Below are 15,362 nucleotides of genomic sequence, written 5' to 3' on the forward strand. Positions count from 1 at the left end.
TTTTAGCTGGCCGGAAGGGAAGTCGTGCAATAACGATGGTAATAACTTTTAATTTTCGGCCTTACGTGGGGAGAAAGGGCAAAGCCATTGAGGATGCGCTGGAATACGTTATTTTCACAGGGTTGATGAACTCTGATGTCGCCAGCGGTGACCTGCTGGATAATGGTTTCAGCACCGAAAATATCCGCACGTCGATAAAAAATATAGCTGGGATGTCTGATAAAAGGATGGTCGCCGCTATCCAGCAGACAGGTTGTATCAGTTTCTGAAAGATCTGTTATTGATGTCAGGTTGACCGCGAGAAAAGTCTCTTTTACTAGCGGTGGGTAGAAGACCGGATCGTTGCAGATAAAGAAAAGGTGCTCTTTCGCACCTGAAAGCAGCAGAATTGTTCCTTTTTGCAGCGGCGTGAAATCCATCACTATTTTAATCCATCGGTTATCCGATCAAGCTCCGAAAGCTCTCGCATCCGGTCTGATAAAGCGCGAACAAGATGTTCAGGCTTGCCCAATGCCCGGAAAACATTTTCCGGGTTTATAGTAAATGAGCCGCCCTGGGGATCTGTCCATTCGGCACACTGTTCGTGCGTATAATCCCTGATCTGCCATTTAGTCATAAAGCCAAATGAATCATAGACATTATCTAAAACGGAGAGATCGGCGTCACTTAGCTCATCAAAAAGCTCGCGGACAGGGGCTGGCGTCTGGAGCCGCAGCTCGTAGTTTTCTGCATCACTGATCCAACGGTTCCAGCCATCGTCACCATGTACGGTGCCATTCATCAGATCAAGCGAACGCGACAGTACCGGACCATGGGGCATGGCTACCATGCGATCGCCACTCAGAGGCTCACCAAAACGGTTCATGGCTTCACGATCGGCAAGATACATTAATTTCATGAGCTTCAGATATGCCATGCGCCCGCCGTCTTTAGACAGCAGGTAAGCGGCTATCTGAGCCACTTTTTCTTCACAGAACATATTGATTTTCCTCATTAGCGATGTGGCATAGCAACACAGGATACCACGCTTCTGTTACTTAAAATTCTATAGCCTGTATTAACGCCGGGCAAACCATTCGTGACTTTAAAAACCAGAGTCGTAAGATTTCATTTTTGCGTTTACAGGAAGTACAAATCCTTTTAAATACTGTGTATATTTACAGCATAATGTGTGTGAGCTGCAAGTACAAATTTTCTACCGCACAGGATGTGGGAAGCCGCTCGCTAATGCAGATTAAAATTTGCAGCTTGATGTTGCCAGACGCGTTGGTTACAAGGTAGCCTCATGCGTCGTTTTTACCCCGGATACACAGGAGCTTTAATGCCAAACATGACCTGGTGCGACTTGCCTGATGATGTGTCTTTATGGCCCGGTCTGCCTCTCTCTCTTAGCGGCGATGAGGTCATGCCGCTGGATTACCATGCAGGCCGTAACGGCTGGCTATTATATGGTCGCAGCCTGGATAAGCAGCGTTTGACCCAGTATCAACGTAAGCTGGGCGCGGCAATGGTGATCGTGAGCGCATGGTGCGTGGAGGATTATCAGGTTATCCGCCTCGCCGGATCGCTGACGCCGCGCGCTACGCGTCTGGCGCATGATGCCGGGCTGGACGTGGCTCCGCTGGGGAAAATCCCGCATCTGCGCACGCCGGGCCTGCTGGTGATGGATATGGACTCCACCGCCATTCAAATCGAATGCATTGATGAAATTGCAAAGCTTGCCGGAACCGGCGAAATGGTGGCCGAAGTGACCGAGCGGGCGATGCGCGGCGAACTCGATTTTACCGCCAGCCTGCGTAGCCGCGTGGCGACCCTTGAAGGCGCGGACGCCAACATTCTGCACCAGGTTCGCGACGGCTTACCGCTGATGCCTGGCCTGACGCAATTAGTGCTGAAGCTTGAAACGCTGGGCTGGAAAGTGGCGATTGCGTCCGGCGGTTTCACCTTCTTCGCTGAATACCTGCGCGAGAAGCTGCGTCTGTCGGCGGTTGTCGCCAATGAGCTGGAAATCCGCGATGGCAAATTCACCGGTCATGTAACGGGCGATATTGTCGACGCACAGTATAAAGCAATGACATTAACGCGGCTGGCGGAAGAGTACGGTATTCCCCCGACGCAAACGCTGGCCATTGGCGACGGTGCCAATGATCTGCCGATGATTAAAACAGCCGGACTGGGCATTGCCTATCATGCTAAACCTAAAGTGAATGAAAAGGCGGAAGTGACTATCCGTCATGCTGACCTGATGGGCGTATTTTGTATCCTGTCCGGCAGCCTGAACCAGAAATAAGAGGTTATCGTGGCGAAAGCTCCCAAACGCGCATTTGTCTGTAATGAATGTGGTGCGGATTATCCGCGCTGGCAGGGGCAGTGCAGCGCCTGTCATGCCTGGAACACCATCACCGAAGTGCGTGTGGCGGCATCGCCCACCGTGGCGCGCAATGAAAAACTGAGCGGCTATGCGGGCAGCGCGGGCGTGTCGAAAGTGCAGAAACTTTCTGACATCAGCCTTGAGGCGCTACCGCGCTTTTCCACCGGTTTTAAAGAGTTTGACCGCGTACTTGGCGGCGGCGTGGTGCCGGGCAGTGCGATCCTGATCGGCGGCAACCCCGGCGCGGGTAAATCAACGCTGCTGCTGCAAACCCTGTGCCGCCTGTCTGAACAAATGAAAACGCTGTACGTCACCGGGGAGGAATCCCTCCAGCAGGTCGCCATGCGCGCGCACCGCCTGGGGCTGCCGACGGCGAACCTGAATATGCTCTCTGAAACCAGCATTGAGCAAATCTGCATGATTGCCGATGAAGAACAGCCGAAGCTGATGGTGATCGACTCCATTCAGGTCATGCACATGGCTGATATTCAGTCATCGCCCGGCAGCGTGGCGCAGGTGCGCGAGACCGCAGCCTATCTGACGCGCTTTGCCAAAACGCGCGGCGTAGCCATCGTCATGGTCGGCCACGTCACTAAAGATGGCTCGCTGGCAGGGCCGAAAGTGCTGGAACACTGTATCGACTGTTCGGTGTTGCTCGATGGCGATGCCGACTCGCGCTTCCGCACCCTGCGCAGCCACAAAAACCGCTTCGGCGCAGTAAACGAACTGGGCGTATTCGCCATGACCGAGCAGGGACTGCGCGAAGTCAGCAACCCGTCGGCTATCTTCCTGAGCCGGGGCGACGAAGTGACTCCCGGCAGTTCCGTTATGGTGGTCTGGGAAGGCACGCGCCCGCTGCTGGTGGAGATCCAGGCGCTTGTCGATCACTCCATGATGGCTAATCCCCGGCGCGTGGCGGTAGGGCTGGAACAAAACCGACTGGCGATCCTGCTGGCGGTGCTCCATCGTCACGGCGGATTGCAAATGTCCGACCAGGATGTGTTTGTCAACGTAGTCGGCGGCGTGAAGGTCACCGAAACCAGCGCGGATCTGGCGCTGCTGCTGGCGATGGTCTCCAGCCTGCGTGACCGCCCGCTGCCGCAGGATCTGGTGGTCTTTGGTGAAGTCGGTCTGGCAGGTGAGATCCGCCCGGTGCCAAGCGGGCAGGAGCGTATCTCTGAAGCAGCAAAACACGGCTTCAAACGCGCCATTGTTCCGGCAGCGAACGTGCCGAAAAAAATCCCGGAAGGGATGCAGGTTTTTGGCGTTAAGAAACTTACCGATGCGCTTAGCGTGTTTGACGACTTATAATCTATATACCCATCTCGGTATTCTTAATCATTCGGGTTGCCTGGAAAAAGCACCTGCACCCTGAAGGATGACGAGTATCAGCAGATATTTCGCTGACCCGGCGCGTGCCGGGCAGTTTGACCCAGCAGGAGGCTCTTGTGTCATCATTCGACTATCTTAAAACCGCCATCCGCCAGAAAGGCTGCACGCTGCAACAGGTGGCGGACGCCAGCGGTATGACCAAGGGGTATTTAAGTCAGCTTCTGAATGCCAAAATCAAAAGCCCCAGCGCCCAGAAGCTGGAGGCGCTGCACCGCTTCCTTGGGCTTGAGTTCCCGCGCCGACAAAAGAGCGTCGGCGTGGTGTTCGGCAAATTCTATCCGCTGCATACCGGACATATTTATCTCATCCAGCGCGCCTGTAGCCAGGTCGACGAGCTGCATATCATCATGGGCTATGATGAAACGCGCGATCGTAAACTGTTTGAAGACAGCGCGATGTCGCAACAGCCGACGGTCCCGGATCGCCTGCGCTGGCTGCTACAAACCTTTAAGTATCAGAAAAATATTCACATTCATTCCTTCAATGAAGAGGGTATGGAGCCGTATCCGCACGGCTGGGATGTGTGGAGTCGCGGTATCAGCGCGTTTATGGAGGAGAAGGGCATTCAGCCTGACTGGATCTACACCTCGGAAGAGGCCGATGCGAAGCAATATCCGCTGCATCTGGGGACCGAAGCGGTGCTCATCGATCCGAAGCGGACGTTCATGAACATCAGCGGTGGGCAGATCCGTGAAAATCCGTTCCGCTACTGGGAATATATTCCCACTGAAGTAAAACCCTTCTTCGTGCGAACCATTGCGGTGCTGGGTGGGGAATCAAGCGGTAAATCGACGCTGGTCAACAAACTGTCTAATATCTTCAACACCACCAGTGCCTGGGAATATGGCCGCGACTACGTCTTTTCGCACCTCGGCGGCGATGAGATGGCGTTGCAATATTCAGACTACGATAAAATCGCGCTGGGTCAGGCGCAGTACATCGACTTTGCGGTCAAATACGCCAATAAAGTCGCTTTTATTGATACCGACTTTGTGACTACCCAGGCCTTCTGTAAAAAATATGAAGGGCGCGAGCATCCATTCGTCCAGGCTATGATTGATGAATACCGCTTTGACCTGGTGATCCTGCTGGAGAATAACACGCCGTGGGTCGCGGACGGCCTGCGCAGCCTCGGCAGCTCGGTCGATCGCAAAGAATTTCAGACCCTGCTGGTGTCCATGCTTCAGGAAAACAATATCGAATTCGTCCATGTTGAAGAGTCGGATTATGACTCCCGCTTCCTGCACTGCGTGGAGCTGGTGAAGCGTCTGATGGGCGAGAGCCAGTAAAAAAATACCCGACGCAGACAGGATGCGTCGGGTATTTACGGCAGTTATTTCACTTCCACTTCCTAATCACCAGACTTATTAATTTAGAATAAATTAATCCGTCATTAAGATTATTTAAAGGCAATAACATAGTTAATTTCGCGTATTACGTTTAAATTACCTGTTCGGAGTAATAAGTGTAGCTCGTTGATGAAGTTAATGGTTTGTGAGTTATTATCACAGGGTTTCTCTTTGTGCTCCACCTATGGAAATAAATTACCTTTAAGGACATTTATATATGAAATATATTTCAGGTAAAATTGATGCACGGAAAAGTGCGATATCATTATGTATTGCGCTCGCATTGCAGGGAAACACGGTCTGGGCAGAAACAATTAACAACGTCAATAACAGTCATTCCATCAGCTGTCCTGAAGATATCAAATCATTAACCAAAGCGCAAAAAGCAAAATTACCCGCCACCTGCCTGAAAGAAGAACCGTCATTCCTGGAGGAAAGCTGGGAATGGGTGGCAGGCGGCGTGGCCGCGGTGGCTGCTGCGGTCGGTATTGTCGTGTCTGACGATGATGACAGCAGCAGCAGCCATAACAACAGTGATACCCCCCTGCCGCCTGATGACGGCAGTGATACCCCGACGCCGCCTGATGACGGCAGTGATACCCCGACACCGCCTGACGACGGCAGCGATACCCCGACGCCGCCTGACGACGGCAGCGATACCCCGACGCCTCCGGCACCGCCTGCTCCGGGAACGGCCAGCTTTACCAACGGCGTGGAATGGAATGAAGCCAGCAGCACGCTGACCATCAAAAATGTGGTCTGGACCTACAGCAAAAACGCAGACGGCACGTATGTGCTGACGGACCCGGCCACGGGCAATACGGCGCTGTTGTCAAAATGGACGAAAAATGCGGATGGCTCGCTGAGCCTGAGCGGTCAGAGCGCCGACGGCAGCCAGAACTGGCTGTATGACAATACCGGCAAACTCACCCGGACGGATGCGGCCAACTGGCATGAAGGCGACGGTCAGCAGATCAATACCAACGGGGGAGAAGCCTCCGGGACCGGTAATGCGGGTCAGGTCATCTCCGGTGACGGCAACAACGCCGAAGTCAATGGGGATACCTCCGCCAGAGAGGGGGGGACCGGCACCGAAACCAAAGGTAACGACAACACCATTAACACCAGAGGTGACACGACGGCTGACGGCGCAGGTTCCACGGGAACCAGAACCGAAGGTGACGGCAATAAAATCATCACCGACGGTGAAACCAAAGGCACCAATGGCGGCACCGGCTCGGAAACCAAAGGTAACGGCAACGAAATTAACAATACCGGCGGCAGCACCGCGGAAGGAGCAGGCTCGACCGGCACCCGGGTGGACGGTGACGACAACACCATCAACAACACCGGCGGCAGTAATGCCAGAGACGGGGCGACCGGCACCGATGTCACGGGCGATGGCAACAAAATTGCGACCGGCGGCGACAGCGTGGTCGACGGTGCCGGGTCAACGGGAACCGCGGTTAATGGCGACAATAACACCCTGGATAATGAAGGAAAGGCCAGTATTACCGGTGGCGGCACCGGGACAACGGTTGACGGCGACAACAACACCCTGAACAACAAGGGCGATACCGCTGTCGCGGAAGGCAGTACCGGACTCGACATCACCGGCAACGGCAACGAAATCAACAACACGGGCTCCATCGCGGCAGAGGGCGAGGGCGCGAAAGGCGTCGCCATTTCCGGTGATGATACGAAGGTCACGCAGGCCGGGGATTTACTGGTCACCAGCGGTGCCACCGGCATTGATATCAGTGGCAACAATAGTACCGTTTCCAATGAAGGTAATATTACGGTTCACGGCAAGGATTCCCATGGGGTCGTGATTTCTGGCGACAATGCGAAATTTTTAAATACTGGCGGTTCAATCAACGTTGATCATTATGGTACGGGTGTTACCGTGGCTGGAGAGGCCGCACAGATTAGCCTGAGCGGTGATGTGAACGTGACAGCCAAACTTGATGAAAATGACAAGTTCGACGTGGCCAGCGGCATATTAGTAACCAGTAATGATGCAAAGATATCCATTGATGGCAACGTAAACATTAATCGTGAAGAAACTTCTTCGACAAAATTGTCCGAAAGTAACCAGACGCTCTATGGCGTTTCTGTGGAGGGTGCCAGGAATACTCTCGATATCAGCGGCGCGATTAATATGACTCAGCCGGGTGATAACGGTAAGTACGGTACGGGCAAATCGACCTGGAATGGCGTCAGCGTGACGGGAAGTGATAACACCGTCAACATTGACGGTGGGATTAATATCGATAATAACGTGCCGACCGCAGGGATTTATAATGGCGCAGTCGCCATAAACGGAGTGTACGTTAGTGGCAGTAATACCGTGAACCTCTCTGGAGCCAGCACGCTGAATACCGTCGGTTCCCGTTTAGATATGGCTCACCTGCTCACCATTACTGACGGTGGCAAAGTGGTCATAACAGATGATGCCACGGTGGATGTGACCGGTGCTTATCTTTATGACGGCGCGATAGATTCGGGAGTTATCACTGTTAATGGCGCGAACTCTTCAGTAGAAAATCATGGCACGCTTACCATGAATACTTCAAATTTCTCGCTGGTGAGCGTGGATGATGGTTCAACGTTCACAAATATGGAGGATGGAGCGGTCACTTATAACAAGACTGACTCCAACAAAAGTGCCTACACTTTTGTGACGCTACTGAGCAACCGTTTTGACATGCTGGCCGATACCGCGCCGGTGGTGAAAAACGGTCTGGCCTTCAACGTGGTGGCGCAGGGCGACAAACGCGCAGAACTGGGCAACAACACCAGGTACGACATGATGGCCCTGCGTCAGACGCTGGCGTTTGGCGGCAACCAGACGCTGTCCATGGAGTACGGGATTGCGCGCATCAACGGCGACAGCACCGGTATTTCTGCCGGGGATAACGGTCTGGCAGGCGGTTACAGCCAGTTCTTCGGTCTGAACCATGCCATGCCGCTGGGTGAAAACGGTCTGTCCTGGAATAACGGTCTGCGTTATGACGTGCACCAGTTCGACAGCAACCGCGCCATCAGCTACGGCGACGTGAGCGAAACGGCGAAATCAGCCACCCGCCAGCAGTACCTGGAGCTGCGCTCTGAAGGCCGCAGGACGTTCACCGTGCAGGAAGGGTTTGAGGTGGCGCCGTATGCGGGCGTGAAACTGCGCCACACCACCGAGGACGGCTATCAGGAGAAAGGCGCAGGCGACTTCAGCCTGAACATGAGCAGCAGCACGGAAACGGCGGTGGACTCGGTGGCGGGGATGCAGCTGAGCTACGCGGGTAAAGATGGCTGGGCAGCAACGGCGACGCTGGAAGGCGGGCCGAACCTGAGCCACATCAGCACCGGTAAAAAAGCCTCGCTGCAGGGAGCCGCAGGCCAGCGCTTTAACGTTGAGGACGGTCAGCAGGGGGGCGGCATCAACAGCAAAGCGCAGGCGGGCGTGAAGTATAACGCCGGTAACACCCGCGCCGGGCTGGAGGCGTACCACTGGAAAGAGGACGGTATCAGCGATAAAGGTCTGATGATGAACTATAACGTCAGCTTCTGATAACAACCGGCGCAGGGCCCTTTCACTGAAAGGGCCTTTTTTTTGCTGGAACAGGGTTTATAGATATTACCATTGACAGTAACGCTATTTATCAGGCGCAGGGACGACAGTATTTATTGCATATAAAACGTCGAATGAAGGCGATCCATGACGAAAGCACCTTTCGGTACCCTGGCTGGAAACGGAAATTGAGACAGGAATATTTTTAGATTTAATTAAACTGAGTTTAAGAAATAGTAAAGCGAATGACCGGAGCCATTCGCTTCAGGCAATTACTTAGCGATACGCTTGTACTTGATACGCTTCGGCTCCAGCGCGTCAGCGCCCAGCGTGCGTTTCTTGTACTCTTCGTATTCGGTAAAGTTACCTTCGAAGAACTCGACTTTACCTTCATCCTGGTAATCCAGAATGTGGGTAGCGATACGGTCGAGGAACCAGCGGTCGTGCGAGATCACCATCGCGCAGCCGGGGAATTCCAGCAGGGCGTTTTCCAGCGCGCGCAGGGTTTCGATATCCAGGTCGTTGGTCGGTTCATCGAGCAGCAGCATGTTGCCACCGACCTGCAACAGCTTCGCCAGATGCAGACGACCGCGCTCACCGCCGGACAGCTCGCCGACGCGTTTGCCCTGATCAACCCCTTTGAAGTTGAAGCGGCCAACGTAGGCGCGGCTCGGCATTTCGGTGTTGCCGATTTTCATAATATCCAGCCCGCCGGACACTTCTTCCCACACGGTTTTGCTGTTATCCATCGCGTCGCGGAACTGATCGACCGATGCCAGCTTGACGGTTTCACCCAGTTCAATGCTGCCCGCGTCCGGCTGCTCCTGGCCTGAGATCATGCGGAAGAGGGTGGATTTACCCGCGCCGTTCGGACCGATAATGCCGACAATCGCGCCTTTCGGTACGGAGAAGCTCAGATCGTCAATCAGCAGGCGATCGCCATAGGATTTACGCAGGTTAGACACTTCAACGACTTTATCGCCCAGACGCGGTCCAGGTGGAATAAACAGTTCGTTGGTTTCGTTACGTTTCTGGTATTCGGTGCTGTTAAGCTCTTCGAAGCGCGCCAGACGGGCTTTGCCCTTCGACTGACGGCCTTTCGCACCCTGACGCACCCACTCCAGCTCTTTCTCAATGGATTTACGGCGCGCTGCTTCCTGCGAGGCTTCCTGCGCCAGACGCTGATCTTTCTGCTCCAGCCAGGAAGAGTAGTTGCCTTCCCACGGAATACCTTCGCCACGGTCCAGTTCCAGGATCCAGCCCGCCACGTTATCGAGGAAATAACGGTCGTGGGTAATGGCGACCACGGTGCCTTCGAAATCGTGCAGGAAGCGTTCCAGCCACGCCACGGATTCGGCATCCAGGTGGTTGGTCGGTTCGTCGAGCAGCAGCATGTCCGGTTTTTCCAGCAGCAGGCGGCACAGCGCCACGCGGCGGCGTTCCCCCCCGGAAAGCTTCTCTACTTTTGCGTCCCAGTCCGGCAGGCGCAGGGCGTCAGCGGCGCGTTCAAGCTGGACGTTCAGGTTATGGCCGTCGTGCGCCTGAATGATCTCTTCCAGCTTGCCCTGTTCAGCGGCGAGCTTGTCGAAATCGGCGTCTGGCTCGGCATACAGCGCGTAGACTTCATCCAGACGTTTCAGCGCGCCGACCACGTCGGCCACCGCTTCCTCGATGGATTCACGGACGGTGTGTTCCGGGTTCAGCTTCGGTTCCTGCGGCAGATAGCCGATTTTAAGACCGGGCTGCGGACGAGCTTCACCTTCGATATCAGTATCGATACCCGCCATGATGCGCAGCAGGGTGGACTTACCGGCACCGTTCAGGCCCAGTACGCCGATTTTTGCCCCAGGGAAGAAGCTCAGAGAGATGTTTTTCAAAATATGACGTTTCGGCGGAACCACTTTGCCGACACGATGCATGGTATAAACGAATTGAGCCACGTTGGACTTCGCCTCTTTTATGGTAATGAGTTCAGAGCCGAAGTGTAGCCGTTTTCCGCAGTGAATCCCAGCGGACCGGATCCGCAGCGTTAACGTAAAAAAATGCCCGGAACGTGGCGCGATATGCAATGTCTGATTAGCATAAAGTGATTACGCGGCACGATGCTGCCTGAAATGCACCTTTAAAAGAGGAAGAGCTTGTGGAGAAAGCTAAACATGTGGCCTGGCGTCTTCTGGCGGTTAGTGCTTGCCTGCTAACCGTCAGTTACCAGGTCCACGCTGACTCACTGGATGAGCAGCGCAATCGCTATGCTCAAATTAAACAGGCATGGGATAACCACCAGATGGATACGGTGAGTCAACTGATGCCCACGTTGCAGAGCTATCCGCTGTATCCCTACCTTGAATACCGCCAGATCACCGACGATTTGCAGAATCAGACCGCGATTGCGGTGACTAATTTCGTGCGTGCTAATCCGACGCTGCCCACTGCCCGCTCGCTGCAATCGCGTTTTGTGAACGAGCTGGCGCGCCGCGAAGACTGGCGCGGGCTGCTGGCGTTCAGCCCGGATAAACCGGGCTCCACGGAAGCCCAGTGTAATTACTACTACGCGAAGTGGAATACCGGTCAGGCGCAGGAAGCCTGGGACGGAGCTAAAGAGTTATGGTTAACCGGCAAAAGCCAGCCGAACGCCTGCGATAAACTGTTCGGAGCCTGGCGCGCTTCCGGCAATCAGGACCCGCGTGCGTATCTGGAGCGGATCCGTCTGGCGATGAAAGCAGGCAACACCGGGCTGGTGACAGTGTTAGCCGGGCAAATGCCCGCTGATTATCAGACGATCTCCACGGCGATTATCTCGCTGGCTAATGCCCCGGACAGCGTGCTGACTTTCGCCCGGATGACCGGCGCGACCGATTTTACCCGCCAGATGGCCGCCGTGGCGTTTGCCAGCGTCGCACGTCAGGACGCGGAAAACGCCCGTCTGATGATCCCTTCACTGGTGCAGGCACAGGAACTGAATGAAGACCAGACCCAGGAACTGCGCGATATCGTCGCGTGGCGGCTGATGGGTAATGACGTGACTGAAGAACAGGCCCGCTGGCGTGATGATGCGATCATGCGCTCGCAGTCCATCTCCATTGTCGAACGCCGTGTGCGGATGGCGCTGGGCACCGGCGACCGCAAGGGGCTAAATACCTGGCTGTCGCGTTTGCCGATGGAAGCCAAAGAGAAAGACGAGTGGCGCTACTGGCAGGCGGATTTGCTGATGGAGCGCGGACGGGAAAGCGAAGCCAAAGAGATCCTCCACGCCCTGATGCAGCAGCGCGGCTTTTATCCGATGGTCGCCGCGCGTCGTCTTGGTGAAGACTATCAGTTTCAGATCGACAAAGCGTCGGGCAGCGTTGCGCCTGCGCTGGTGGACGGCGCGGAAATGGCGCGGGTGCGCGAGCTGATGTACTGGGGGCTGGATAACACCGCTCGCAGCGAGTGGGCTAATCTGGTCAGCAGCCGGACGAAAACGGAGCAGGCGCAGCTTGCGCGCTATGCCTTTGATCGCCAGTGGTGGGATTTGAGCGTACAGGCGACGATTGCCGGTAAGCTGTGGGATCAGCTCGAAGAGCGTTTCCCGCTGGCGTGGAAAGACGTTTTTGCACGCTACACCAGCGGCAAAAATATTCCGCAAAGTTATGCGATGGCGATTGCCCGTCAGGAGAGCGCGTGGAACCCGAAAGTTCGCTCACCGGTTGGCGCATCCGGCCTGATGCAAATCATGCCCGCCACTGCCACCCACACGGTGAAAATGTTCTCCATTCCGGGCTATACCAGTCAGGGACAGTTACTCGATCCTGATACCAATATCAATATCGGGACCCGCTATCTGGAATATGTCTATCAGCAGTTTGGCAATAACCGCATCTTTGCGTCCGCTGCCTACAACGCCGGGCCGGGCCGCGTGCGCACCTGGCTTGGCAACAGTGCCGGGCGTATCGATGCGGTGGCGTTCGTAGAGAGTATTCCGTTCTCTGAAACGCGCGGCTATGTGAAAAACGTGCTGGCCTACGATGCCTACTACCGCTACTTCATGGGACAGAAACCGGAGATCCTTGAGGATGCGGAATGGCAACGTCGTTACTGATCCGCACGAGTTGTGATATGCTTGTACTCGTTTAAGAGTACAACAGCAGGATGACGCCGGTCCCGGCGTCATCACTTCACAGGGGCGGCGTAACATGAATCAGCAATCACCATACTCATCGGCGCTGGCCGGGCAGCGTCAACAGGAGTGGCTTCGTTTTGTCGAGCTGCTGACCCAGTCCTGCGCGCAGGATCTGCAACTTCCGCTGCTGCAACTGATGCTCACCCCGGACGAACGCGAGGCGCTCGGTACGCGGGTAAGAATTATTGAGGAATTGCTGCGCGGCGAAATGAGCCAGCGCGAGCTGAAAAACGAGCTGGGTGCGGGGATCGCCACCATCACCCGGGGTTCAAACAGCCTGAAATCTGCGCCGGTTGAGCTACGCCAGTGGCTGGAAACGGTGCTGCTAAAACCTCAGTCATAAATCGCATTATGAAAAGGACTGAGCGCCAGAATCACCGCCTGATGATACACGCTGCTGCGGGTGAGTTTACCGGCGGTGAAAATGCCTATCGCGCCTTCTTTGCGGCCAATTTCATCAATCCCCGTATAGCGTGACATCACCGGCCCCAGCGCTTCGCCCGCCTGCACCTTATCGAGGATCGCCGCTGGCAACGGCAGGGTGGCGGAACGCGCTTCACCACGCCGCGCGTCTTTTTCGATCACTACCCAGCTAAAGGTGCTGCCCTCGTCGATGCCTGCTTCAATCGCCACCCAAAAATCGGCGTCCGGGCACTGTTGCCGGGCGTGCTGCACGCGGTTTCGCGCACCCGCGCGCGTTTCTTCGCTGCCAAACGGCTGCTCCGGCACGCCGCTGTCGACGGAAACGGACGCAATATGACACGTGCCTTCACCGAAGATCTCGCTAAATGCCTGGTAAATTGCCTGAATTTTGGCGGGATTAGTGGTAGCTACGACAACATTGTGCATAATCATCATTAACTCTCATTCAAATATCATCGCAGTATAACGGATAAACAACATGTTACAGGTATACCTTGTTCGCCACGGTGAGACGCAGTGGAACGCCGAGCGACGTATTCAGGGTCAGTCAGACAGTCCGCTCACTGAGAAGGGCGAGCAGCAGGCCCGTCAGGTGGGAGAGCGTGCTAAAGCGCTCGGCATCACCCACATCATTTCCAGCGATTTAGGCCGTACTCAGCAAACCGCCGCCATTATTGCCGAAGCCTGCGGCTGCGACATTACGCTGGATGCGCGTTTGCGCGAGCTGGATATGGGCGTGCTGGAAGAGCGGCATATTGATTCGCTGACCAGCGAGGAAGAAGCCTGGCGTCGCCAGCTGGTTAACGGCACGGCGGACGGACGTATTCCCGATGGCGAGTCAATGCAGGATCTCAGCGACCGTATGCACGCGGCGCTGGCAGAGTGTCTGGAATTACCGGAGGGAAGCCGTCCGCTGGTAGTGAGCCACGGCATGGCGCTGGGCTGCCTGGTCAGTACCATCCTCGGCCTGCCTGCCTGGGCGGAGCGTCGTCTGCGTTTGCGTAACTGCTCGATCTCGCGGATTGATTATCAGCAAAGCCCGTGGCTGGCGTCTGGCTGGGTGGTTGAAACGGCAGGCGACGTCTCGCATCTTGACGCACCTGCTCTGGACGAATTACAGCGTTAGCGGCGGATCGGAATCAGGTATTCGCAGCGAATTTGAATCGGCGGTTCCTGATTCCGGGCTTCATCCTGCGGGAAGAAGCGCTCAATATCCTGACCTTTACGGCGGGTAAGGTTGAGCATTGGCATACAGGTGCCGTAAACCGTCAGAATAAACTCCTGTAAACCGGTTCCTGGCCCTTCGTAGGTAAACTGAACGTACTCGCCGCCTTCCAGCTTCACCGGGTGGCTTTCCGGCAGGTGAGCGCTCATCATATCCGTTGTCAGCGCGGTGGTGTAAAACACCTCCTGCTCGTCATCTTTTTCGAGACTCGGGCGTGGCTCATGCAAACCGTACAGTACGCGCGGCAGCTTCGGTGAATTACCGAGGAAATCGCGCCAGAAATGCACCCGCATCTGGTTACGGAAATCGGAAATTTCTTCCAGTTTACAGGTATAGCTCTGCGTCACCCCGATCAGTTCAAGCGGTTGCAGGGTCATGAATTCATACTGCGGCATACTGAATTCTGCGAGGCGCAGCGGCGGGCGCATTCCGTACGAATTCCAGTCCGGCGTGCGGCGATAGAGCGCTGGCGTCAGGTTAAACTGTTTTTTAAACGCGCGGGTAAAAGTCTGCTGCGAGTCGAAACGGTATTGAAGCGCAATGTCCAGAATCGGGCGCGCGGTCAGACGCAGGGCAACGGCGGATTTGGAGAGGCGGCGCGCACGGATATAGGCACCAATGGCATGGCCCGTCACATCTTTAAACATCCTTTGCAGATGCCACTTGGAATAGCCCGCTTTTGCCGCCACATTATCCAGTGACAGGGGCTGATCAAGATGACTTTCCAGCCAGGTAAGTAGATCGCGAATGATCCCAGCCTGATCCATATAATGTCCTCATCCATTTACGCAGGTGCCTGATACTAAGGTAGCGGATAATAGCATTTTTTGACGTTTTAGCATTCAGTGTTTTTTTTGCTGATAAGTGCGGTTGAGACT

At 55.2% G+C, this 15,362-nt stretch carries 11 protein-coding genes and 1 pseudogene; 7 read left to right on the top strand and 5 right to left on the bottom strand.

Features of this window, described 5'->3' with window-relative positions; genetic code table 11:
* Window positions 1-2: 2 nt before the first annotated feature.
* Window positions 3-422, bottom strand: a complete 420-nt coding sequence (locus tag RT197_RS14200; RefSeq protein ID WP_312951676.1) for a hypothetical protein — start codon at window positions 420-422, stop codon at window positions 3-5.
* The gene (locus tag RT197_RS14205; RefSeq protein ID WP_312951677.1) at window positions 422-979 is read right to left on the bottom strand and encodes a Panacea domain-containing protein; all 558 of its coding nucleotides are present in this window, start codon (window positions 977-979) and stop codon (window positions 422-424) included. The genes RT197_RS14200 and RT197_RS14205 overlap by 1 nt, the downstream gene beginning before the upstream one ends.
* Window positions 980-1,321: 342 nt before the next feature.
* Here RT197_RS14205 and serB point away from each other — a divergent pair, with 342 nt between their 5' ends.
* The 4 genes and pseudogenes from serB to RT197_RS22010 form a co-directional block, all read left to right on the top strand.
* A complete protein-coding gene (gene serB / locus RT197_RS14210; protein ID WP_312951678.1) occupies window positions 1,322-2,290 on the top strand; it encodes a phosphoserine phosphatase in 969 nt (322 codons plus the stop codon).
* Between the two features lie 9 nt (window positions 2,291-2,299).
* On the top strand, window positions 2,300-3,682 hold the full coding sequence (gene radA, locus RT197_RS14215) for a DNA repair protein RadA (protein WP_312951680.1): 1,383 nt from the start codon (window positions 2,300-2,302) through the stop codon (window positions 3,680-3,682).
* 137 nt (window positions 3,683-3,819) lie between these two features.
* Window positions 3,820-5,052, top strand: coding sequence for a multifunctional transcriptional regulator/nicotinamide-nucleotide adenylyltransferase/ribosylnicotinamide kinase NadR (nadR, locus tag RT197_RS14220; protein WP_312951682.1), 1,233 nt, complete (start codon window positions 3,820-3,822; stop codon window positions 5,050-5,052).
* Between the two features lie 2,746 nt (window positions 5,053-7,798).
* Window positions 7,799-8,677, top strand: a pseudogene (locus RT197_RS22010) (autotransporter outer membrane beta-barrel domain-containing protein); the annotation flags it as partial.
* 272 nt (window positions 8,678-8,949) lie between these two features.
* On the opposite strand, the gene ettA reads toward RT197_RS22010, so the two are convergent.
* Window positions 8,950-10,617 carry an energy-dependent translational throttle protein EttA gene (ettA, locus tag RT197_RS14230; RefSeq protein ID WP_312951685.1) on the bottom strand — a complete coding sequence of 556 codons (1,668 nt, stop codon included), beginning with the start codon at window positions 10,615-10,617 and terminating at the stop codon, window positions 8,950-8,952.
* Window positions 10,618-10,817: 200 nt separating this feature from the next.
* On the opposite strand from ettA, the gene sltY reads away from it, so the two are divergent.
* Window positions 10,818-12,755, top strand: coding sequence for a murein transglycosylase (gene sltY, locus RT197_RS14235; protein WP_312951686.1), 1,938 nt, complete (start codon window positions 10,818-10,820; stop codon window positions 12,753-12,755).
* Between the two features lie 94 nt (window positions 12,756-12,849).
* Window positions 12,850-13,179, top strand: coding sequence for a trp operon repressor (trpR, locus tag RT197_RS14240; protein ID WP_312951688.1), 330 nt, complete (start codon window positions 12,850-12,852; stop codon window positions 13,177-13,179).
* Here the strand turns inward: trpR and yjjX are convergent.
* Window positions 13,170-13,685: an inosine/xanthosine triphosphatase gene (gene yjjX / locus RT197_RS14245; RefSeq protein ID WP_312951947.1), complete on the bottom strand. Its 516-nt coding sequence runs from the start codon at window positions 13,683-13,685 to the stop codon at window positions 13,170-13,172. The genes trpR and yjjX overlap by 10 nt on opposite strands.
* A 52-nt stretch (window positions 13,686-13,737) precedes the next feature.
* On the opposite strand from yjjX, the gene gpmB reads away from it, so the two are divergent.
* On the top strand, window positions 13,738-14,385 hold the full coding sequence (gpmB, locus tag RT197_RS14250; RefSeq protein ID WP_312951689.1) for a 2,3-diphosphoglycerate-dependent phosphoglycerate mutase GpmB: 648 nt from the start codon (window positions 13,738-13,740) through the stop codon (window positions 14,383-14,385).
* On the opposite strand, the gene robA is transcribed toward gpmB, so the two are convergent.
* Window positions 14,382-15,251, bottom strand: a complete 870-nt coding sequence (robA, locus tag RT197_RS14255) for an MDR efflux pump AcrAB transcriptional activator RobA (protein ID WP_312951691.1) — start codon at window positions 15,249-15,251, stop codon at window positions 14,382-14,384. The two genes, gpmB and robA, sit on opposite strands and share 4 nt — an antisense overlap.
* Window positions 15,252-15,362: the final 111 nt, after the last annotated feature.

Origin of the sequence: Superficieibacter sp. (genome assembly GCF_032071645.1) — a bacterium.
GTDB lineage: Bacteria > Pseudomonadota > Gammaproteobacteria > Enterobacterales > Enterobacteriaceae > Superficieibacter.

What these genes read in the sequence shown, in the direction of transcription:
- gpmB (WP_312951689.1), top strand. Translation starts at nt 13,738, where the DNA reads ATGTTACAGGTATACCTTGTTCGCCACGGTGAGACGCAGTGGAACGCC.
- RT197_RS14205 (WP_312951677.1), bottom strand. Translation starts at nt 979, where the DNA reads ATGTTCTGTGAAGAAAAAGTGGCTCAGATAGCCGCTTACCTGCTGTCT.
- robA (WP_312951691.1), bottom strand. Translation starts at nt 15,251, where the DNA reads ATGGATCAGGCTGGGATCATTCGCGATCTACTTACCTGGCTGGAAAGT.
- serB (WP_312951678.1), top strand. Translation starts at nt 1,322, where the DNA reads ATGCCAAACATGACCTGGTGCGACTTGCCTGATGATGTGTCTTTATGG.
- yjjX (WP_312951947.1), bottom strand. Translation starts at nt 13,685, where the DNA reads ATGCACAATGTTGTCGTAGCTACCACTAATCCCGCCAAAATTCAGGCA.
- trpR (WP_312951688.1), top strand. Translation starts at nt 12,850, where the DNA reads ATGAATCAGCAATCACCATACTCATCGGCGCTGGCCGGGCAGCGTCAA.